General features: G+C 34.0%; 15 protein-coding genes. 6 read left to right on the top strand and 9 right to left on the bottom strand.

Annotated elements, in window-relative coordinates; genetic code table 11:
- The first annotated feature begins 15 nt into the window (after nucleotides 1-15).
- Nucleotides 16-900: a glycoside hydrolase family 16 protein gene (locus ABD941_RS04845; RefSeq protein WP_345272901.1), complete on the top strand. Its 885-nt coding sequence runs from the start codon at nucleotides 16-18 to the stop codon at nucleotides 898-900.
- A 3-nt stretch (nucleotides 901-903) separates the two neighbouring features.
- Here the strand turns inward: ABD941_RS04845 and ABD941_RS04850 are convergent, their stop codons facing one another.
- The 4 genes from ABD941_RS04850 to ABD941_RS04865 form a co-directional block, all read right to left on the bottom strand.
- Nucleotides 904-1,539, bottom strand: coding sequence for an HAD family hydrolase (locus ABD941_RS04850; RefSeq protein WP_345272902.1), 636 nt, complete (start codon nucleotides 1,537-1,539; stop codon nucleotides 904-906).
- Nucleotides 1,540-1,565: 26 nt separating this feature from the next.
- Nucleotides 1,566-5,591, bottom strand: coding sequence for an FG-GAP-like repeat-containing protein (locus ABD941_RS04855; RefSeq protein ID WP_345272903.1), 4,026 nt, complete (start codon nucleotides 5,589-5,591; stop codon nucleotides 1,566-1,568).
- Nucleotides 5,592-5,658: 67 nt separating this feature from the next.
- Nucleotides 5,659-6,342 (bottom strand): SDR family NAD(P)-dependent oxidoreductase, encoded by a 684-nt coding sequence (locus tag ABD941_RS04860; RefSeq protein WP_345272904.1) that lies wholly within the window; start codon nucleotides 6,340-6,342, stop codon nucleotides 5,659-5,661.
- Nucleotides 6,335-7,366, bottom strand: a complete 1,032-nt coding sequence (locus ABD941_RS04865) for a M28 family metallopeptidase (RefSeq protein WP_345272905.1) — start codon at nucleotides 7,364-7,366, stop codon at nucleotides 6,335-6,337. The genes ABD941_RS04860 and ABD941_RS04865 overlap by 8 nt, the downstream gene beginning before the upstream one ends.
- Before the next feature lie 148 nt (nucleotides 7,367-7,514).
- On the opposite strand from ABD941_RS04865, the gene ABD941_RS04870 reads away from it, so the two are divergent.
- The 3 genes from ABD941_RS04870 (at nucleotide 7,515) to ABD941_RS04880 (ending at nucleotide 10,679) form a co-directional block, all read left to right on the top strand.
- Complete coding sequence (locus tag ABD941_RS04870) at nucleotides 7,515-8,621, top strand: nickel-binding protein (RefSeq protein ID WP_345272906.1); 1,107 nt, start codon at nucleotides 7,515-7,517, stop codon at nucleotides 8,619-8,621.
- A 115-nt stretch (nucleotides 8,622-8,736) separates the two neighbouring features.
- Nucleotides 8,737-9,252: a YybH family protein gene (locus ABD941_RS04875; RefSeq protein ID WP_345272907.1), complete on the top strand. Its 516-nt coding sequence runs from the start codon at nucleotides 8,737-8,739 to the stop codon at nucleotides 9,250-9,252.
- A gap of 35 nt (nucleotides 9,253-9,287) precedes the next feature.
- Nucleotides 9,288-10,679, top strand: a complete 1,392-nt coding sequence (locus ABD941_RS04880; protein ID WP_345272908.1) for an FAD-binding oxidoreductase — start codon at nucleotides 9,288-9,290, stop codon at nucleotides 10,677-10,679.
- A gap of 69 nt (nucleotides 10,680-10,748) precedes the next feature.
- Here the strand turns inward: ABD941_RS04880 and ABD941_RS04885 are convergent, their stop codons facing one another.
- The 5 genes from ABD941_RS04885 to porU form a co-directional block, all read right to left on the bottom strand.
- Nucleotides 10,749-12,398 carry a pyruvate dehydrogenase complex dihydrolipoamide acetyltransferase gene (locus ABD941_RS04885; protein ID WP_345272909.1) on the bottom strand — a complete coding sequence of 550 codons (1,650 nt, stop codon included), beginning with the start codon at nucleotides 12,396-12,398 and terminating at the stop codon, nucleotides 10,749-10,751.
- A 3-nt stretch (nucleotides 12,399-12,401) separates the two neighbouring features.
- The gene (pdhA, locus tag ABD941_RS04890; protein WP_345272910.1) at nucleotides 12,402-13,400 is read right to left on the bottom strand and encodes a pyruvate dehydrogenase (acetyl-transferring) E1 component subunit alpha; all 999 of its coding nucleotides are present in this window, start codon (nucleotides 13,398-13,400) and stop codon (nucleotides 12,402-12,404) included.
- 178 nt (nucleotides 13,401-13,578) lie between these two features.
- A complete protein-coding gene (gene cdd / locus ABD941_RS04895) occupies nucleotides 13,579-14,061 on the bottom strand; it encodes a cytidine deaminase (protein WP_345272911.1) in 483 nt (160 codons plus the stop codon).
- A gap of 94 nt (nucleotides 14,062-14,155) precedes the next feature.
- Nucleotides 14,156-15,364 (bottom strand): type IX secretion system outer membrane channel protein PorV, encoded by a 1,209-nt coding sequence (gene porV / locus ABD941_RS04900; protein ID WP_345272912.1) that lies wholly within the window; start codon nucleotides 15,362-15,364, stop codon nucleotides 14,156-14,158.
- 34 nt (nucleotides 15,365-15,398) lie between these two features.
- Complete coding sequence (porU, locus tag ABD941_RS04905; protein WP_486321415.1) at nucleotides 15,399-19,289, bottom strand: type IX secretion system sortase PorU; 3,891 nt, start codon at nucleotides 19,287-19,289, stop codon at nucleotides 15,399-15,401.
- A gap of 264 nt (nucleotides 19,290-19,553) precedes the next feature.
- On the opposite strand from porU, the gene gldJ reads away from it, so the two are divergent.
- Nucleotides 19,554-21,248 (top strand): gliding motility lipoprotein GldJ, encoded by a 1,695-nt coding sequence (gene gldJ, locus ABD941_RS04910; protein WP_345272914.1) that lies wholly within the window; start codon nucleotides 19,554-19,556, stop codon nucleotides 21,246-21,248.
- Nucleotides 21,249-21,420: 172 nt separating this feature from the next.
- Nucleotides 21,421-22,695: a UDP-N-acetylmuramoyl-tripeptide--D-alanyl-D-alanine ligase gene (locus ABD941_RS04915; protein ID WP_345272915.1), complete on the top strand. Its 1,275-nt coding sequence runs from the start codon at nucleotides 21,421-21,423 to the stop codon at nucleotides 22,693-22,695.
- Nucleotides 22,696-22,700: the final 5 nt, after the last annotated feature.

Consider the following 22,700-nt stretch of genomic DNA (forward strand, 5'->3'; position numbering starts at 1 on the left):
AATATATTAGCTTAAATGAAAAAAATATTTTCTGGATTAATTATTATATCAATAGTTTTATTTTCCTGCAAGGACAAAAGAGAAAAAGATAAGGTTGATGACCAGAAAAAGGTCGAGAATGATATACCTAATACTCATGAAATTGAAAACCAATCTAACTTAGATTGGAAATTGGTTTGGTCTGATGAATTTAACTCGGATAGCATTAATTTAAACGATTGGAATTTTCAGGTGGAGAAAGCTGGACGCTTTAATGAGGAATGGCAACGCTATACGAATAGCAATAATAATGCTTATATAGAAAATAATTGTCTTGTTATCAGGGCTATCCATGAAAGTCACACTCACGGAATGGACCAATACACTTCTGCTAGATTACACACGGCTAATAAGCAATTTTGGAAATATGGAAAGATAGCTGCTAAAATAAAACTTCCAAAAGGCAAAGGTATTTGGCCTGCTTTTTGGATGTTAGGAACAAATATTAATGAAAATGGAGGTGACACGCCTTGGCCGCAATGTGGTGAAATTGATATTTTGGAACTATATGGATCTAAAGACGATGGTGTTATAGAAGCAAATGCACACTATGCTGATGCTAAAGATTCGCATGCTATGGCAGGTGCTGCTTCCTATAAATTAGAGAAAGGCAAGTTTGCCGATGCATTCCACATATTTGAATTGGAATGGAATGCTAGTAAAATTACATGGTTTGTTGATGGAAATCAATTTGCATCAATGTCAATTTCATCTGATGAACTATCTGAATTCCACAAGGATTTTTTTATTCTTCTAAATATTGCTGTAGGTGGTACGCATGCTGGTCGCCCAGATGCTAGCAGTCAGTTTCCTCAACACATGCATATTGATTGGGTAAGGGTTTACCAAAAAAAAGAATAAAAATTATATCATTCCTAAAAGCTCTCCCATGCTACCAAAAGTCTTGGTAGCCTCATGCTGTAACTCATTATTATAATCATGCTCGGCATAGCCAAAAACATCAAAACCACCTCTTTTTGCTGCTCTTACCCCTGTTATACTATCTTCAACAACTAAACATTCGCTGGGGTTATACCCCATAGTTTGGGCTGACCATAAAAATATATCGGGTTCTGGTTTCCATTTTTGAATGGTATAGCAACTAAAAATATTGTTCTTAAAATAAGGAAGCAACCCTGCAAGTTCTAAATTGAGTCGAATCTTATTTTCGGGACCACTTGAGGCGACGCAAAATGGAATTTTTAAATTATCCAACACCGGTTTAATACCGCTTATTGGTTTCATTTCTTTTTTAAAAGCTTCAAAACTTCGGGTACGGTATTCAGTTTCAAAAGTATCAGGCACATGGCCTTCTAATAATTTTGAAAGTTGATTTATACTATCCTTTAAAAAACCACCTTTATAGTGTTTTATAGCATAGTTTAAATCGATGTTTGCTCCTAATTCATTAGCCATATCTACAAACACCTTATTTCCTATGGCTTCACTATCGACTAAAACGCCATCGCAATCAAAAATTACACATTTGTATTTACTCATAAAACTTGCTTTTTATGAAAAATTAATTATTCCTGAATTACAAGAATTTTTGAAGTCTTATTCGTTCTTAAAACATAAACTCCTGAGGCCAAAAATGCAGGTAATTTTATGCGGGTTTGTTTGGTGTCTTCGTTATAGTTAATCTCGATTATATTTATTTCCCTTCCACTTATGTCAAAAACATTAAAGGAATCACCAAAGTCTGTATTTGTTATATATACCTCTTCACTTAATATTGGGTTTGGGTATATAATACTTGAAAATTCATTAGTAGAATTAGGTGTTTTTCCATGGAAATATGGCACTGCAAAATTAAAAGCATCTATACCAACTTTTTTACCAATTTTTCTTCCTGGAATATCATCTGCAGGCGGATGGATCCCTCCCCAAATTCTGGATAAACTACATTGGTCGGAGGCATCTCTATAGGTTGCCCATTGTAAAACAACATCTGTCGAAGGGCCTTCTTCAAATACTAAAAATTCATTTTTTCTGGCTACAAATTCGCCCATACCACCAGGAAAATAGGCGCTTCCTGTTAGTAGTGTTAACACTTCTGCTGCCGCTCTTGAATAGGTTGAATGCCCAGACACATATCCTGCAAACGGTGGAGTTACAAACGATGGTCGTTGATATGGCCACCAGTCTTCTGCCAATATCCAACCCACCCCAGCTTGGTCCGTTTCTACGTTACCTATGTAATCATGCCCTTTCCAAGAAAACACTTTTATTTTTCCTAAGTTTTGTGAATTAAATCCTATTAACGGATCATTTTCCTCTACGGTTTCAATATAACCATCAAATAATTTAATGCCTTCTGGGTGAAAATTAGATGCTGACGGATCGGAACTTTGTCCTTTATCTGCCATATAACGAATTGCGGATATTGGCCGGATATAATCATACCATCCTTTTATACTCCAAGCAGAAATTGCTGAATCATGCATAGCTCCACCTAAAATAAAATAGGACTTTACATCCCATTCAATTGGGGAAAGGGATTCGCCTTCGCCTTTAAATTTTTTAGTTGATAATGGATGATCACTTACATAATTAAGTAATGCAAACCAATGTCCTGGTGGAGTTTCGGAATCAGGACCGTCTGCCCAAAACTCTGCAAGTACTCTGGCATAGTCTCCTCTTGGAACCATTTGTTCTTCATAAGATGTGTTTGTTATTGGATTAACAGTTCTTCCTATACCAATATCCCCACCTTCTAAAAGATTATAGAACTGAGGATAGTCTTCAAAATTATCCGGAAAAGATTCAAAATCAATATTCCCAATAGATTTTGGTGAAATATCCCATAATACACCATCGTTAGAATCTAAATGTGAACCCCATACCGATACTAATGAAAATCCCCATTTATAGGCTTCGCTAGACATAGAATTATTGGTTGTATCTAAATATGGTGGTGCTGATGGGTCATTATATACCAAATAGTCATTCCCGTCTCGTTGATAACTGATTACATCTTGATTTGTTGATGAAAATGGCCATACGTTGCCCCATTCTGGGTTTAAAAAGTCTAGTACATCATCTTCAATAGGGTTACCACTTTGATCTATAAATGAGGTTAAGGCTAAAGGTTGCCACCTATTGGGGTCTTCCATAAAATCATTGCCAGAAAAATCTGGAGCTAAAGGATTATTTACGGGCTCGTAATAGGCATTATCATAATTAGATTGTTCTCTTGATCCATCATTTTTTCCATAATTAATAATTTCTTGGGCTATATAATTTCCTAATGCCGCTGCATTACCTGTCTCATAATCTATAGCAGTATAATTTATATCATATCCTAATTGGTTCATAATTAAATCGAAGCGTTCCTTTGACACTACATATCCAGGTGAGCTCGAAAAACGATAATTAAGCAATCTATAGGCCGCATAACTTATGGCTTTATTTATGGATATTTCTAGACTTTCTGCTGGGACAAAACCTAAAAGTTCACTACTAAAATCATGCAATGTATTACCAATTAAATAAGGTCTTGCTGTATCGTCATAAATAGCCCAAGCATCATAAAACGCTATACTTGTATGAAACAAATTTCTAGCATGAACGGTTGGACGTGCAAAATCGCGCCTAATGGCTTCTAAAAGAGCTTCATTCCAAAGTCTTGCAATTGATTTATCGAGTTCAATGTCATTTATGTTTAACGCAACTTCTAAACTAACTGGTATACTAGAGCAATTTGGAGTTATTTCTATAACTGAAATTACACCTACTGCATCTATGCCCCATTTTACTTTAACACTATTTGTGTCCTGACCTTCGAGTATTTCTCCTCCTGTTATACTCCAACGTGTTATTACACCTTCCGATATTGGGTAATTATATGTTTCTTCTTTTAAAAAACCAGAGGTTGTACTACCTGCAATAGCTTTTAATTCTAGATAAGTACAGGATCCGTCGTCTACATAGGCATTTGGGTTAAATGTACATGAAAATGGATCGGTGCATCCAGAAATTTTGACACTGGGTTGAATATTCAAAACCTCATAGCCCTGGCCTTCGATGGCTTTTATAGTGGTATTGGAATTTAAATTTTGATATGTTTCAATTAATCCAGAGGGCCATTTAATTACTAACTCTAATATATCAGTAGCGTCATTTAATCCAAAATGCACTGGTGTTAAACTCTGACCTAAAAACCCGATTCCTGTATAGTGCCTTTTTACTGTTCTATTTGTAGTCGTTAAGGTTAATTGTGTCCCGATAGCATCTCTATTAGACTGTGTGCCCTGTAACATAACTTTAAACCAGTTTAGACTACTGGTTTCATTGAAGTTTAGGGTTTTGTTTTCATAAAAATAAGAAGGTCTATCACTGTTAGTGACATAAATATCTATATCGCCGTCATTATCATAATCAAAATCTACAGCGCTTACACTAATGGTTAAATCTCGTAAATTTATATTTTCTGAAATCTCTTCAAAACCATCTTGACCTTCGACTAATAAATTTTTAAAATAGGCATTATATTCGGCACCGTTAGAAGAAAAATCAAAACCATTGACTACAAATAAATCATCATCACCATCTAGGTCAAAATCTGCAAATTTAGCATCCCAAGACCAATCAACGTCTCTTACATTTTTTTCTAAAGCTATATCTGTATAAGTATTGTCCCCATTATTCTTTAATAGAATATTTTCATTTATGTTGGTAACATAGAAATCAAAATAACCATCGCCATTATAATCTCCAATGGTTATAGCCATATCATCACCAGTATTTCCTAAACCATAGGATTCGGCGTCTTCAATAAATTGATTTCCAGCTTGATTGATTAATAGCGGATTAGGATTTTTTAAGTCGTCTGAAATATACAAGTCCATCCATCCATCATCATTAAAATCGTATGGAAATGCTGTAAATAGATTTTGCTTTTCTGCAACTGGTATTTTTTCTGAAACATTGGTAAACGTCCCATCTTTATTATTCTCATAAAGCCTAGCACTTTCGCATGGCCCCCAAGTTGTTATGTGCAGATCTAAAAACCCATCATTATTATAGTCAAACCAAGTGGTGCTGGGGTTAACACAATTATTAAATTCTTGAATCCCAGAACTTGTTGTTACATTCTGAAATGTGCCATCGCCATTATTTAGGAATAATTGTACTTTATTTGAAGTACTTAATAGCATGTCAGGAAAGCCATCGTTGTTAAAATCGCCCCATGAAGCACCAAATTTATCCCCATTTAAAGCACCCGTTGGCTGGGTTTCCTCAGCACCCAGAAGACCTATAAGCCCTGATACTTCTGTTACATCTGTAAATGTGCCATCGTTATTATTCCGAAAAAGTTTATTATGCGACTTTTCAACCCCTTCAATATCAACACTTTTTGCAACAACAAAAATATCTAAGTCATTATCGCCATCATAATCGGCAACTGATGCGCCATTGTTTTCTTCAACTGCTCCTAATCCTGAAACATTTTCTATACGATTAAAAGATTGTGCTATGGTTAAATTGTTAAAAGCTAAAACAGTTAGCAAACTACATAGTAAGCGCAGTAAACACCTTTTACTTTTCATTTATTTTTTTTTATAAAGATACTAATTTGAGTACTGTTAAATAGACTCGTTACAAATTCACTATTTACTATGGTGTAGAATTAGAAACTTGTAGCAGTTTCCCGTTATAATATGTATTCCCGTTGAGTGAAAAATCTAAAATATATTCTGCCATTTCTAAAGCTGTGATTGGTGCTTGGTAACCTGGAAAAGCTTCTTCTAGCATTTCGGTCTGAACGGCACCTAATGCTAATACATTAAATGAGGTTCCTAATTCTTTATATTCTTCGGCCCATAATTCTGTTAAAGTAATAACTGCTGCTTTACTTGAACTATAGGCTGCTAAACCCGGGAATTTCAAACTTCCTTGTACACCTCCCATAGAACTTATGGTTACCACATGACTATCTTTTTTCATAAAAGGCAAAACGGTTCGAGTTAATTCTGAAACACCAAATACATTGGTCTTATAAACAGTTTCAAAATCGTTTATTGTTGTTTCTGAAAATGGTTTATTTAACAAAGCGCCTGCATTATTTATTAAAATATCAACTTGTTGCCAGTTTTCTTTTATAAAATTTTCAACTTCTACATATGCATTTTCATGACTTAAATCAAAAGAAAAACACATCACATTTTCTAATTCTAAATTTTGGATTGGCTTATCATTGCGCGAAAGCGCTAAAACGTTATGCCCTGTTTTTGCAAATAATTGTACCAATTCAAAACCAATACCTCTACTTGTGCCTGTAATAATTACATTTCTACTCATTGTACATTTTAATTTCCTTAGTTTCAGTATTACTCATTTTTTCAATTGCTGGAATAACTTTAATAATCAAACTAGTCATGAACTCAAAATCCAGTTTGTCCACCTCATCATCAACATGATGATAATAATCAAAATTAGACATATCGCATGAAGAAATAGATTGACAAGGCACATTAAATTCTTGATAAAAAGGATAATTATCTGAGCGTTCAAACAAATTATATTTTATGGCTACTTCTGACTTTCCTATCAGGCCTGAGGCAGTATAACTATTTATTTTTTCTGCCATATTAGATAAATCAAAACCTGTAACAAATGCTTCATAGTTTCTATCTTTAAATGGAACGCCTACCATCTCAAAATTAACCATAGTGTACAGATTTAAGTTTTCCCCTTTTAATCGTTTTGATAAATGTTTTGACCCCAATAGCCCCTTTTCTTCTGCTGAAAACAAGGCAAACATTATACTTCTTTTATTGTCCTTTTTATTTGCAAGATATTTAGCAATTTCTAACACTGCACTGGTGCCTGCAGCATTATCATTAGCTCCGTTTGCTATAGTATCACTATTAAATTCTTTTGTAGTTCCAATATGATCATAATGTGCACCAAGGACAACAAACTCATTTTTTAACTTCTCATCGCTTCCTTCAATATAACCAACCACATTATAACCAATTATTTTTTCCATATTAAAAGTATCTCTATACGTCTCAAAATAAGGCTTTATATTATGCTTTTCAAAAAATTCCTCAATATAAACAGCAGCTTTTTCAATACCTTTTGTTCCTGTATTTCTTCCTTCTAAAGCATCAGAGGCTAAATACTCCAAATTCTTTTTAATACTTTCTTTGGTTATAATTTGTTTTACATTTTCTAAGGTATATGGGACTACAATAGACTTTACTTGTTCAACGGCCGTATCATTATTTATTTTTGAAGATTTACCTCCTGTGTTGTTTTTTGTGGCTGAGCAAGAAAACAATATTGCTAAAATTAAAAGCGCTTGTACTAATTTTTTCATTTTTTAATTGAATTGTAATGAAAGCTAAAGATAAAAAACTCAGAGCAACAAGTTTATTTTTTATAGTATTTATTCAATCATCTTCCAAAGAACCTACTTGCCTTGCATAACCCATTAAAAATCATTAATTTGTATAAAATTTAATGCCATGCCAATATATTTAGATCTTCACGAAATGCCAGATGGTGTTACAGCAGAGCATGTAGCAGAAATGCATCAAGCCGATTTACATGTTGAACATAAATATAATTGTCGTGGACTAACATATTGGTGTGACGAAAAAAGACAAACAGCATTTTGTTTGATAGAAGCTCCTAACAAAAAAGCTTTGGAAAATTTACATGCTGAAGCTCATGGCGATATACCTTTACGTATTATTGAGGTAGATGGCACCATAGTAGAATCCTTTTTAGGGAGAATTGAAGACCCTGAAAAATCAAAAAACACTAAACTTAATATCATAAACGATCCTGCTTTTAGGGTTTTAATGGTTATTGAAACTAGCAACTATTTAAATCGTTTAGAGGCTAACCAATTTACATTATTCACACAAAAATTCCATAATAATGTTTCTAAAACCTTAAAAAAGTTTAATGGACGGGTCGTTAAAAAAGACAACAATAGTTACTTAGTTTCTTTTAAATCTGTTACTGATGCCATTTTATGTGCTCTAAAAATTCAATTTCAATTTAAATACGTAACACCAAAATTTGACCCAGCCTCTCGTATATTAAATATTGCTTTAAGTTCAGGTATTCCAATAACTAATAAGGACAACATATTTGAAGACACCATTACACTTGCATCGCGCATGTGCGATATCGTTAAAGAACAATTAGTAATTACCAACGAGGTAAAGCTGCTATATGAAAGTGAAAACAGAAATGCTACTATAGACAACAAATTAATTAAGACCTTAAGACCTAATGAAGAAAAGTTTTTGACCCAACTCATTGATTTTATAGAACAAGTTTGGAGCAAACCAAACTTTAATGTAAATGATTTTAGTAAAGCTTTAGGGTTAAGTAAATCTCAACTTTATAGAAAACTAACAAACTTAACGGGACAATCTCCTAATAATTTTTTAAGAGAATTTAAACTCCATAAAGCTTTAAAACTTTTACATAATCAAAATGGAAATATTTCTGAAGTAGCATTTGAAACGGGTTTTAATAGTCCTGCCTACTTTTCAAAATGTTTTTATAATAAATACGGTATTCTCCCTTCTAAGTATATTCAGCAGCACATAGTCTAGCCCCTTTTTCCTTATTAAAAACACCTATGATTCAAAATTATCCTTTTTTGAATTAAATGTAGAGGTGTGCACATATTTGAATATTTAGTTTTGAATATAACTAAATTTAAATATTATGAAAGCAAAACTAATAGTAATCGTTATTCTAACCTTTGGAGTTTTATTTACAAACTGCAATAAAAAAGAATCACTGGCAAAATTGGATGAAGTAGGAATAAACATTTTAAAGGATGAATTCCCAGAATCTAAAGCAGAAATAAAGAAAGTACTCGATGATATCTTTAAATGTTTTCAAGACAACAATGCTGATAAATTAATTGCCCATCATGTGTATGGTCCGAAGTTTACAGAATTTAGAAATGATGCGCCTCGTTTCGGTTCAAAAGAGAATGAAGCCTATGAAAGGGGCTTTGTGGATGCTATTTCCGATTTTAATTATAATCTAGGAGATTTAAAAATTGATGTTTTTGATGATACAGCCATTGTTACTTTTGAGGCAGATTTCAGACCTACCATGGGCGATCAAGTTCCTCAAATTTGGGCCAATGTCACACTTGTATTTATAAAAATTGATAATACATGGAAAATTACACATGAACACTTTTCTCAATTTGAAAAGAAAAAAATATAATAGTTATAACAATAAACAAGCATAAACCAATTAACATGAAAAATCCAGTTAAAGATTTAGATCCCAAATTAATTGAAACACTTTCCTCAAAGTTAAGAGGTGACATTATATTACCCACAGATCATACCTATAATGAAACAAGAAAAGTATACAATGGCATGATAGACAAACATCCAGGCATGTTTGTTATGTGTGTAGATGTAGCCGATGTAATAGCTTCTGTCAATTTTGGTAGAGCAAACAATCTATTAATTGCCATAAGAGGTGGAGGGCATAATGGTGGCGGACTTGGAATTTGTAATGATGGACTTGTCATTGACTTGTCTGGAATTAAATTTGTTAGAGTAGACACATCTGATAATACCGTTAGGGTTGGTGGCGGAAACCTTTGGGGAGAAGTCGACCATGCTACACATCCTTTTGGGTTGGCTGTTCCAGCTGGAATTATTTCTACAACAGGTGTTGGAGGACTTACTCTTGGTGGCGGTGTTGGACATTTATCCCGTAAATATGGCTTAACTATTGATAACCTTTTAGAAGCGGATATGGTTTTAGCTAATGGTTCTTTTGTAACTGTTAACAAAGATCAAAACCAAGATTTATTTTGGGCAATACGCGGTGGTGGTGGAAATTTTGGAATAGTAACTTCTTTTAAATTTCAAGCACATCCTGTAAAGACGGTTATTGGAGGCCCTACGTTATGGCCTATTGAACGAACTCAAGAGGTTATGGCATGGTATCATAACTTTATTCACAATGCTCCAGATGAGCTTAATGGTTTTATTGCCACTATGATTATACCAGGAGCTCCATTTCCTGACTTCTTACATGGAAATCAATATTGTGGTATTGTATGGTGTTATACAGGGACTCAAGAAGATTTTGACAAATTAATAAAACCAGCTATGGATTTAGAACCAGTTTTTGCTCATGTAGAAGAAATGCCTTATCCATCCATACAAACATTATTTGATGGCTTAATGCCACATGGTTTACAATGGTATTGGCGCGCTGATTTCTTTAAAGATTTAGGCCCGGAAGCTACTGCGAAACATTTAAAATTTGGTTCTTGTATTCCAACACCGCTTTCTCAAATGCATTTATACCCTATAAGTGGTGCTGCAAGCAGAATTGGAGCAGAAGATACACCCTGGGCTTACCGCGATTCAAATTATGCTGGTGTTATTGTAGGTGTATCTCCTAATCCAAACGATGCTGATGAAATTACTAATTGGTGCAAAGATTACTGGAGTGCATTACACCCTTATTCTTCTGGTGGTGCTTATTCAAATTTTATGATGGACGAAGGTCAAGAACGGGTTCAAGCAAGCTATAGACAAAACTTTAAAAGATTAACTGAAATAAAGACCAAATATGATCCGAATAATTTATTTAGGGTCAACCAAAATATCAAACCAAGCAACTAAAACAAAAAACCTGTTTCATTAATTAGAAACAGGTTTTTTGTTTATAAATAAGATGTTTTATGAATACCTTTATACTAACATAGTTACAGGGTTTTCTATGTATCCTTTTAAGGTTTGAAGGAATTGAGCTCCTGTAGCGCCATCAACCGTTCTGTGGTCACATGCCAATGATAATTTCATAGTATGACCTACCACAATTTGTCCATTTTTAACTACTGGTTTTTCAACTATATTTCCAACAGAAAGTATGGCTGAATTTGGTTGATTGATAATTGATGTAAAGGTATCTATACCAAACATTCCCAAGTTAGACACTGTAAATGTGCTTCCTTGCATTTCGTCTGGTGTTAGCTTTTTGTTTCTTGCTTTTCCAGCTAGTTCTTTTACTTCTGCTCCAATTTGCGGTAAGGTTTGTTCGTTTGCAAATCTTACTACTGGCACAACTAATCCATCTGGAACTGCTACGGCTACCCCAATATGCACATGGTTGTTTAATCGCATTTTATCTGCAAACCATTGTGAGTTTACTTGTGGATGTTGTTTTAATGCCAAAGCACAGGCTTTAACAACAATATCGTTATAAGAAATCTTGGTATCTGGAATGGAATTGAATTGTGTACGGAATGCCATAGCATTTTCCATATCAAACTCAACACTTAGGTAATAATGTGGTGCTGAAAACTTAGAATTTGTTAATGCTTTTGCAATAGCTTTTCGCATTTGCGAGTTATCTACATCATCAAAATCTTCTTGTCCTGATGGCACAAACTTACCAACGGATGCGGCAGAAGCAGCAGGCTCATAGTTTTCTATATCGCGCTTAACTATACGTCCATTTTCTCCAGTGCCTTGTATTTTTGTTAAGTTTATCCCTTTTTCTTCAGCTAATTTTTTAGCTAATGGAGAAACGTATACCCGTCCATTTGCTGTTACTGGTGTTGGTGCTGGCGCACTCGTTTTTGCTGCCGATGTAACAGGGACGCTTTTAGGTGCTTCTTTTTTAGCTTCAACCTTTGGTGCTTCTTCTTTCTTTTCAGAGGGTGCTGCTATTGAAAAATTAGCTGCAACTCCAGAAACATCAGTTCCTGCTGGGCCAATTATAGCCAAAAGCGAATCTACTTTTGCAGATTCTCCTTCTTGTAATCCAATTTCCAATAAAGTTCCTGATTGGAATGATTCAAATTCCATAGTTGCTTTATCGGTTTCTATTTCTGCTAAAATATCGCCTTCTTCAACTGTATCGCCAACTTGTTTTAACCATGTTGCTACAGTTCCTTCTTCCATAGTATCACTTAAACGCGGCATGGTAACAACTATAACACCTTCTGGTAGTTCAGTTGTACTTACTGAGTTATTTGAAGCTTCACTTGACACTTCCTCGACAGTGCTCGAAGCGTCATCTGAAGTTGTATTTTCTTTTTCTTCTTTCACTTCTGCAGAAGCGGCACCGCCTCCAGTTAAAATTCCAGAAATATCTTCGCCTTCATCACCAATTATGGCTAAAAGCTCATCTACTTTTGTTGTTTCTCCTTCTTGAACACCTATATGAAGCAATGTTCCTTCGTTAAAAGATTCGAATTCCATGGTGGCTTTATCGGTTTCTATTTCTGCCAAAATATCACCTTCCTCAATCTTATCTCCTACTTTTTTTAACCAAGCCGCTACCGTACCTTCTTCCATGGTATCACTCAAACGCGGCATATTTACTACTATTGCCATAGGTTATATTTTGTGTTGTATAAATGGATAATCTTCTTGTTCGTAAACCATATCATAAAGTTGTTGCTTTTCTGGGTATGGCGATTCGTCTGCAAATTTTTCACATTCAGCTACATGTGCTTTTACACGTTTGTCAATGGTTTTTAAATCGTCTGCAGTTGCATACTTCTTTTCAAGAATAATATCTTTTACTTGTGTAATTGGGTCTATTTTCTTGTATTCTTCAACTTCATCTTTGGTTCTATAATGTTGTGCATCACTCATAGAATGTCCTCTGTAACGGTATGTTTTTAGTTCCAAAAATGTTGGTCCTTCGCCTCGTCGTCCTCTTTGGATAGCTTCATCAAAAGCTTCAGCAACTTTTATTGGATTCATTCCATCAACTGGCCCACATGGCATATCATATCCTAAGCCTAATTTCCATATTTCAGTATGGTTAGCAGTTCGTTCAACCGAAGTTCCCATAGCATATCCGTTATTTTCGCAAACAAAAACAACTGGCAAATTCCAAAGCATGGCTAAATTGAAGGCTTCATGAAGCGAACCTTGTCTTGCAGCCCCATCCCCAAAACAACAGATTGTTACGGCATCACTTCCATGATATTTATCGCCAAATGCAATACCTGCTCCTAAAGGAATTTGACCTCCTACTATCCCATGACCTCCGTAAAAACGAAATTCTTTAGAAAAAATATGCATTGAACCACCCATTCCTTGAGAGGTTCCTGTTACTTTTCCATATAACTCTGCCATAACACGTTTTGGATCTACACCCATACCTATTGGCTGGACGTGATTACGGTAAGCTGTAATCATTTTATCTTTAGTTAAGTCCATGGCATGTAAAGCCCCTGCTAATACAGCTTCTTGACCATTATATAAATGAAGAAACCCTCTTACTTTTTGTTGGATATATACGGCAGCTAGTTTGTCTTCAAACTTTCTCCAGAATAACATATCTTCGTACCATTTGAGGTAAACCTCTTTTGTGATTTTTTGCATCTACTCCTATTGTGTTTTTATTATGCGGAATACAAAAGTAATACATTGAGAGTTATTGCAAAAACGCAATGTTGCATAATGTTCAAAAAATATTAAAAAAATACTCTAAATGGAATAGATTAATAATTTTTCATAATGAGTCTGCAATAGTCTTATATCTGATAATTTGAATGTGGTGCTATAATACTGATTTATCAAATCCTAGTGGTAATAAATTTGAAAGTGAATTGGATTTAGCCACTTTTCCTGTTTCACCCATAAAATATATTTCAATTGGTGTTTCTTGTTTTATCTCATACTCTGCTATAGCCTGCCTACAGGCACCACATGGCGGAATGGGCTGTTCTGTTTTTTTTAGTTTTGAACCCGCTATTATTGCCATTCTTACAATTTTAGCGTTTGGGTATTGAGACCCTGCATAGTAAATAGCTGTTCGCTCTGCGCATAAGCCAGACGGATAGGATGCGTTTTCTTGGTTACTGCCTGTAATAATTTCATCGTTATCTAAAAGAATAGCTGCTCCTACATTAAAATTAGAATATGGTGCATACGCTTTTTCTCTTGCTTCGATAGCTTTTTGCATTAAAGAAAAGGCTTCTTTTGGAAGTTCTTCTAAATTTTCAAAAACATACAATGTAGATTCTATTTTTATTTCCTTCATAAGCAATTGTATTCAGTAAATTTATAAAACTATTCTAAACTAAAAAACTATTGCTAATAGCAATAGTTTTTTAATATTGTTTTATTAATTGCTCCTAGTATTCAACATATTCTCCTGCGCCTATATTAAACGTTAAGGAAAAACGTAAGGTGTTTTCTAAAGGGCTCTGCACTTTTGATGCAGAAAACAGGTATGATAAATCTATATTAACCACATTAGCCTTAAATCCAGCGCCTAGGGCTAAAAATTTTCTTGCACCTTTATCTTCACTTTCGTTAAAGTAACCTGCTCTAAACGCAAATGAGTCTTGATATACATACTCTGCACCTAATGCCCAAGTAAATTCTTTTAATTCTTCACTAAAACCATCTGGAGCATCTCCAAAGGATTGAAATATTCCTGATAGAAAGCTAACGTCTGGATCTTCACCTGCAACGATAATTCTTGGCTCACTACCATCATTAGCTTGATCGCCATCTCCATCAGCATCTACAAAACCGTAAACTGGTGGTGTTGGCACAAGTAATTTAGTAACCTCAGCAGTTACTGCTATTTTATTATAATCATCAAATATAAAATCGAAGCCTGCTCCTAAACGTAGGTTTGTGGGTTGGAAATTATCAAGTCCCCCATCATCATATTTAAACTTTGGTCCAATATTCTGTATGGCAAATCCAGCTCTCCAACGTCCGTTGAAATCATTATAAGCCTCTTCTTCGCTTTGATAATATCCTGAGATATCTACCCCAAAAGTACTGGCAGCCGATACATCTCCATCGACACCTTGTATTCGTAAATCTGATCTTAAATAACGCATTGCCACAGACATGGCAAATTGATCTGATAAACGTAATGCGTATGAAGCATCAAGAGAAAGCTCACTCGGTTTTTGTATTCTAGGTTCATCAAACTCATTATCAACAAACTCAATATCTCCTAAAGAAAAATATCTTAAACTTACAGCAAAGGCACTACGCTCATCTATACGATTGAAATACGATACATTTCCTAAAAAAATATCATTAACCAATTTACTAAGGTAAGGTGTATAACTTACAGCTATTCCTGATTTAGTTTCTGAAAACGCATATTTTGATGAGTTCCATTGTTGTGAAAAGGCATCTACAGAAGTCGCTACACCCATATCGCCCATACCAGCGGCACGAGCATCAGAGGCTATTAACAAAAATGGGACTCCTGTGGTAACAACCCTTCTGTCTTGATTAGGAAATGTAATGGTTTCCTGTGCATTAATTTTTAGTATAAACGCAAACGCTATTAATAGTAGTATTCTATTCTTCATGAATCGATTTTTATTTAGCAAATATAATTTTTTATTATAGTATAACAAGTTTCTCTATTTTTTCTACAGTCTTATTTAAAAGTGCTGAATGTGCTTTTAGTTTGTAAACATACACACCTTTACCTATTTTATCTCCAAAATCGTCTCTCCCATCCCAAACCATGTCTCTTGACAAGGAACTTGTTGTTTTAAATCCTCCTGAGGTTTGTCCATTTAATGTCCTTACTAATTTCCCAGAAACCGTGAATATCTGTATAGAAACGTCTAAAGGTTCCGAACTATTGTGATTAAACCAAAATTCTGTGTAATTTACAAATGGATTTGGGTAATTAAGCACATTATTTATAACTAAACTTTGGTCTTTATCAAATACAATAAACTGAATTTCAGATATTGACGAATTATTATACACATCCCAAGCTTTAAGGGTTAATGTATGTAGACCTGGTTCTAAATCTCTAAATGGAAAACTTACTGTTCCTTTGGTGTAATCATCAACTTCTGTTTGATAATAATCATTTAAAATTACTGGATTTGTTTCATCACCATCAATAATGGCTACAATATCATGTCCGATACCACTAGCGGTATTTATACCGTTTGCATCTTCTAATTTAGCTAATAAGGTAGGTGATTCATTGGTTATCCCTCCGGTTACAAAATTTTCATCATTCATAAATAGGGATACTATTGGACCTGTATTATCTTCTGCTGCATTTTCATTCAGTCCACCTATCCTAATGGTATTAACACTTGCTCCGGCTTTATCTTGTGACAATTCTTGATTTTTGGCATAGAAACTAACTTTACCAAACCCAACTGGTATACCAATATCTTTAGGAACTACAAAATCAACTTCAAATTGTCCGTTTTTTACTGATGACTGGCTCCTAAATATAACCTCTCCTAATGTTTTAAAATCTAATTTTACAAGCTCTCCGTTTAACTCTGTTTTATCGTTGGCTAATGTTTGTCTATCTATAGATTTGTCATATATGGTTGTTGAAAGTGTTCCGTTATAGGTATTTAATAAGTCCCCCGAAACATCTGTGATTTCGCCTGCCAACTTTACATAACTTAAAGCTTTTAAAGTGTCTGTAGCTTGACCAATAGGGACATCATTAATTTTTGTTAACTTAATATTTGGCCTAGCGAACGCCAATTTCATGGCGGGGTCTCCAATAAAAAATATTAAACGTCTCTGTTCTGCATTTGTAATTGTAGGATCGCCTTTTGCCAACCTCAACGCTTCTGCCATTGTTGGGTATTCATTATCGCCAAAAGTATCAGTATCGCTATACGAAAATAAATACTGGCCTAGTATGCTATTAAAATCTACTGCATCTTGCACAAAAATCTGTCGCGTTGTAGTAATCAAGCCAATGGCTCCTGCTTGCTTATTCCAATATGTAAATTCGCCAGCGGTTTCTCTAAATGGATTATCAAATCTAGTATACTCACAAGTAACCGTTACAAAACAATTAAGTTTACAAAAATTACGAAATCCATTCACATCTGGTTTTAATAGGATACGCTCCTGCGCCAAACCGTCTTCACCTCCATGACCAAAATAATTTACTACCAATGCACCATTATCTACAGCATTAACAATCTCGGTTGTTACTGCAGGATATCTATCTCCACCAGCTGAAGTTTCTTGCTGAAAAGCATCTGAATGAATTTTTACAACATTTATAAATGGTTTTTCTTGTGTTACTAAATTCCCAACATCATCTGTGGTTCCTTGTAGTAAACCTTCCCATTCTTGATCAACATCATCAGATATAACAACAAAGTTATTTCGCCAACTTCCAAAAGCTTCTTTAACATAGTATGATTCAACCTTATCCACCATTTCTTTAGCGCGTTGTGGCGTATCTGCTAGTATCCGACCTACTGCTATATCTAACTTATCGCTAGTAGCCATAGTACCTTCATTGCTATCCATCATGCCATAAAAATCATCAGAAACAATAGAATTGGCTAAACTAAAACTATTGTATGTATGCCATGAAGGGACTATATTGGTATTGTTTGGAACTCTATCTTTATAGTCAAACGATCCATCTCCAAATAAACACAAGTATCTTATTCTATTTTCTGGCTCACTTGCATTATCATAAACATATTTAACCATATTTCTAATGGCGCCTATATCTTGATTACCTGAACTAAACTCATTATATATTTCATCTAATCCTAGGACCTTAACATTTAAACCATATTGGGTTCTATTAATTTGCGCTAGTCGCTCGGCATGATTTATCATATTATTTGGAGTTACAATAATATAATCGATATCTTGAAATTGGCCTTGATTATTTTGAAATATAGTGCCTTTAATATTTTGATTATTTACAACTGTTTTTGAATCAAATTTAGGATTAAAATAATCTGATGGAGAAAGCGCCACATATGTTTTTAAACTTCCTAATGTAGCTGTAAAACTTAAATTTGCGTTTTGTTCTGCATTTATATAATTGGTAACATTATACCGATCTGTTACATCCCATACTTCTGAAAGTTGCGATGCATTTGCTATGTTATATTGACCAATTCCTGACACAGAGGCCACAGCATTATTTTTAAACTGAAATTGTTTATTATCAAAATTCAATGCACGCGTAGCTTCTATAGATATATAGTCTAAATATCCTATTGTGCTTGGGTTTCCTTGATTATCAAAATCAAGTTCTACAGTAATTTTTGATGTATTTACATTGATATTATTATTATTATATGATTCTCCACTTCCTAAAGTCGGGCTTCTTACGCCATTCAGTGATAATGACGCTACATTAGCATCGTTTACCTTAACATTCATTGAGCTACTTGATTGAGATGCTGCTGCTACAAGAACATTTAAATTTATAGGCTTGGTAGTTACTAAATCTGGAAAATCAAATTCAAATTTTTTATTACTATCCACATCAAATTTATCACCAAACCAACGTCTTCCTAAAGATATCAAATTATAAGTATCAACTTCATGATATTGATAATCTTGAAATGTATTGATTGTCATATCTATTGCCCCACTAGGTTGCGAAAATGGCTGAATCCGCTTTCCATTAGCCGAACCTACATGTATGTAATAATAGGTTTTATCTGTATAACAGTTTATGTTGGTTCTACTTTCCGCATTATAACCTTTTGGACCTTGTGCATAAAATAAAATGAAATCTTCGTTATTAAATACGCCATCTTCTTCACCAACAAATTTTATGGCATTTTCTGGAACGTCAAAAGGATAAGGAATAGCATTAGAATAAGGTATCATACTCCCACCATGACCATATAGCTTAATAGTCCTGGGATCTACATTATTTACGTTAACTCCAAGTCGTTGTAAAAAACTTTTAGATAGTTTAAAAACGCCTGTTGTATCTACATAAAACCGATACCATTCTCCGGAATTTAATACTGAATTAGAAACAACCCTTGAACCTCCAAAATTTTTACTTAAAGAAGATTGCCTACTTACAGTAACGCCATTTTTATAGTTTATTTGAAATGAAACTACTTTCTTATAACCGCCATTGACATCCTTTACAATGGGAGAAAGTTGAAAAAGCACATACCTTTTGTTTCTTGATACTGAATTTTTTAGGCTATACTCTAATGTATTAGGAATTTTATCGGCCTCTAAATCTTTTAAGTTTGCTTTGGATATGGTTTGATAAGATACATTGCTTAGGGTAATTGAGGGCTCGTTAACAGAGCTTTTTGTTTCCCATTGGTCAATAAATAATACACCGTCCTCAAAGTTATATGTAAAATGATCTTTATTAAAAGATGGCACTTCAACTGAGTAACTTCCACCAGAAAGTGTTTTGGATCCTTCCCAGATAACCGTATACTTTTTTTGTTGGGCTAAAACAACTGTCGAGACCATCAACAGTAAAAATAAAATTTTCTTTTTCATTACTAAAATAACGTCATTAACACGCTGTTATTATTAAAAAATAATAGCAATTTTAAAAACTGCATCAAAAATACAATAATAAATTATTAAAACATGCGTTAACATAACACAAAACAATGGTGAAAAACAAGCAAAACATCGTTGTAACGACTAAAAATCAAGATGAAATGCATCTTTTTTTGGTTAAAATGCAAAAAATTGCTTGTGTTATTAGGTTTAATTCTTATATTGCAGCACCAAAATATTATTAGCTTACTTAAAAGTATGGATATGAAAAAAGTAGTAGCATTCAAGGTTTTATTAGTTTTAGCACTAACCGTGGTATCAACTAGTTGTAAAAAATCTTCGAGTTCAAAAAACAGCTCTAGAGCTACTGGATGGAACGTCAACTCAAGAGAGGGTGGATTCCAGTACAGTACAGAGAATAAAGAACAAGAAACATCTCCTGGATTAGTTTTTATAGAAGGTGGTACATTTACCAAAGGTCGCGTTCAAGATGATGTGATGCATGATTGGAATAACAGTCCAAACCAACAACACGTTCAGTCTTTCTACATGGATGAAACTGAGGTAACCAATGTTATGTATATGGAATACTTAGATTGGATTAAGAGGGTTTATCCGCCATCTGATGAAAATTTTAGAGCTATTTACCATGGTGCTTTGCCAGACACTTTAGTTTGGAGAAACCGATTAGGTTTTAACGAAGTGATGACTGAAAACTATTTACGCCATCCTGCTTATGGAGAATATCCTGTAGTTGGTGTCAGTTGGATTCAAGCAGTAGAATTTGCTAATTGGCGTTCGGATCGTGTGAATGAGTTTAACTTAGAAAAAGCAGGTTACTTAAAGCGTGATGCAAAAATTATAGATGTAAGTGCCGATCAAACGTTTAATACCGATACTTATATTAATTCGCCTACGTTAACTTATGGAGGCAACGAAGAAATTATAAATCCTGATGGTCGAGGAAGAAGAAATGTACAGGTTGATGCCGATGGCAATGAAACTGGTCTTTATGCTACACGTTCTAGTGGAATTATTTCCCCAAAATACAGGCTACCAACTGAAACGGAGTGGGAATATGCTGCTCTAGGATTAAGTGAAATTAGAAGCTTTAATCTATATCGTGGACGTAAAAAATATCCTTGGGATGGCCAATACACTCGCTCTGGAAAACGTAAGATTCGTGGAGATCAATTGGCTAATTTTAAGCAAGGAAAAGGAGATTATGGTGGTATTGCAGGCTGGTCCGATGATGGAGCAGATATTACAAACGCTGTAAAATCATACGACCCTAACGACTTTGGTTTATATGATATGGCGGGTAATGTTGCCGAATGGGTTGCTGATGTTTACAGACCTATTATTGATGATGAATTTAACGATTTTAACTACTACCGTGGTAATGTATATACTAAAAATGCATTAAACGAAGATGGCACAGTAAAAATTGTAACTTCAGATGATATTGTTTATGATACATTATCAAACGGAAAAGTAGTTGCTAGAAATTTACCTGGCGAAATATTACAGGTTCCTGTTGATGAGAATGAAACATTTCAAAGAACCAATTTTGACAAAAGTAATGTTATAAACTTTAGAGATGGTGATAAACGTTCTTCTCGTTATTATGAAAGCTTTGGCGATGACGAAGATGATGTTGAAAACGAAAATTCCAACACCAGTAAAATGTATAACTCGCCAAAACCTAGAATTGCTAGAGATTCTTTAGGAAATATTATTAAAGAATACGATACATCAAATAACAGAACATCTTTAATTAATGATGAAGTTAGAGTTTACAAAGGTGGATCATGGAAAGATAGAGAGTACTGGTTAGACCCAGCACAAAGACGTTATTTCCCGCAAGATATGGCTACAGATTACATTGGTTTTAGATGCGCTATGTCTCGTGTAGGATCTAAAAGTAAAAACAAAAATAAATCTAAAAACTAATTTTAGTTTTAAAATAATAAATTAAAAGTCCTAGCATTTGTTAGGACTTTTTTTATACATTTATTTAATGAAAAGTATCTTAATACACAATATTAAGCTTATATTTAAAATCGTGACCCTATACCGAACTAGATTCGGTAAACGGTAATCTAAATAAAATCTGCATCATCTTTTGAAAATAGAACAAATACATCGTCTTTTCCTAGAAAGTCATTCGGCATGTACCGACACAAGAAAACTTCAAAAAAACGATATGTTTTTTGCTCTTAAAGGCGATAATTTTAATGGTAACACCTATACTGAAAATGCACTTAAAAATGGTGCCAATTATGCTATTGTAGATGATATTGAATTTAATACATCTTCCAAAACCATATTAGTAGATAATGTTCTTGAAACGCTACAAAAATTAGCCACATTCCATAGAGTTTATTTAAAGACACCTATTGTAGCGCTTACAGGTAGTAATGGTAAAACAACAACTAAAGAGCTTATTAATGCTGTACTATCACAAAAATTTAATACCACAGCTACTGTTGGAAATCTTAATAACCATATTGGTGTACCCTTAACACTACTTTCCATGACAAAAGATACCGAAATTGGTATTGTGGAAATGGGTGCTAATCATCAAAAAGAGATTGCGTTTTTATGTAGCCTAGCAAAACCAAATTATGGATATATTACAAACTTTGGAAAAGCCCATTTAGAAGGTTTTGGTGGTATAGAAGGCGTCATTAAAGGCAAAAGTGAAATGTATGATTTTTTGATTGCTCATGATAAAACTATTTTTGTTAATGCCAATGATACTATTCAGGTTGAAAAAACAAAACAGGCCAGTACGTTTACATTCGGTAATAAAATAAAGAACACTGATGTTCTAATTGATTTTCTAGAAGCAAAGCCTTTTGTTTTCTGTTCATATAATGACTTAGAAATTAAAAGCCAACTTATTGGCGATTATAACTTTAATAATATTGCAGTTGCTATAGCTATGGGCAATTATTTTAAAGTCGATGATTCTAAAATTAAAATTGCCATAGAAAGTTACCTTCCAACAAACAATCGTTCTCAAATTATACAAAAAGGTAGCAATAAAATTATTTTAGATGCCTATAACGCCAACCCAACGAGTATGCGTGCTGCATTATTAAATTTCGAAAAACAAGATGGATACAAAGTCGCTATTTTAGGTGATATGTTTGAACTTGGAAAAGACGCTAAAAAAGAACATCAAAACATTGCGGATTTAGCAATTTCGCTTAATATTAATAAGGTTATTTTTATTGGTAAAAATTTTTATCAATCAGAAGTGAATTCAAAAAAAACAAGTCAATTCAATACTTTTAATCATTTTAAAAAAGATTTTAAACTTTCCAATATAGAACACGCCTCTCTTTTAATAAAAGGCTCAAGAGGCATGGCTTTAGAACGGATTTTAGACTAATTTTA

Source organism: Flaviramulus aquimarinus, assembly GCF_039543205.1.
In the GTDB taxonomy this organism is placed as follows: Bacteria; Bacteroidota; Bacteroidia; order Flavobacteriales; family Flavobacteriaceae; genus Flaviramulus_B; species Flaviramulus_B aquimarinus.

Coding starts and splice junctions, on each gene's coding strand:
- porV (WP_345272912.1), bottom strand. CDS start 15,364: ATGAAGAATAGAATACTACTATTAATAGCGTTTGCGTTTATACTAAAA.
- ABD941_RS04870 (WP_345272906.1), top strand. CDS start 7,515: ATGCCAATATATTTAGATCTTCACGAAATGCCAGATGGTGTTACAGCA.
- ABD941_RS04875 (WP_345272907.1), top strand. CDS start 8,737: ATGAAAGCAAAACTAATAGTAATCGTTATTCTAACCTTTGGAGTTTTA.
- porU (WP_486321415.1), bottom strand. CDS start 19,289: ATGAAAAAGAAAATTTTATTTTTACTGTTGATGGTCTCGACAGTTGTT.
- ABD941_RS04885 (WP_345272909.1), bottom strand. CDS start 12,398: ATGGCAATAGTAGTAAATATGCCGCGTTTGAGTGATACCATGGAAGAA.
- pdhA (WP_345272910.1), bottom strand. CDS start 13,400: ATGCAAAAAATCACAAAAGAGGTTTACCTCAAATGGTACGAAGATATG.
- ABD941_RS04850 (WP_345272902.1), bottom strand. CDS start 1,539: ATGAGTAAATACAAATGTGTAATTTTTGATTGCGATGGCGTTTTAGTC.
- ABD941_RS04865 (WP_345272905.1), bottom strand. CDS start 7,366: ATGAAAAAATTAGTACAAGCGCTTTTAATTTTAGCAATATTGTTTTCT.
- ABD941_RS04855 (WP_345272903.1), bottom strand. CDS start 5,591: ATGAAAAGTAAAAGGTGTTTACTGCGCTTACTATGTAGTTTGCTAACT.
- ABD941_RS04880 (WP_345272908.1), top strand. CDS start 9,288: ATGAAAAATCCAGTTAAAGATTTAGATCCCAAATTAATTGAAACACTT.
- cdd (WP_345272911.1), bottom strand. CDS start 14,061: ATGAAGGAAATAAAAATAGAATCTACATTGTATGTTTTTGAAAATTTA.
- ABD941_RS04860 (WP_345272904.1), bottom strand. CDS start 6,342: ATGAGTAGAAATGTAATTATTACAGGCACAAGTAGAGGTATTGGTTTT.
- gldJ (WP_345272914.1), top strand. CDS start 19,554: ATGGATATGAAAAAAGTAGTAGCATTCAAGGTTTTATTAGTTTTAGCA.
- ABD941_RS04845 (WP_345272901.1), top strand. CDS start 16: ATGAAAAAAATATTTTCTGGATTAATTATTATATCAATAGTTTTATTT.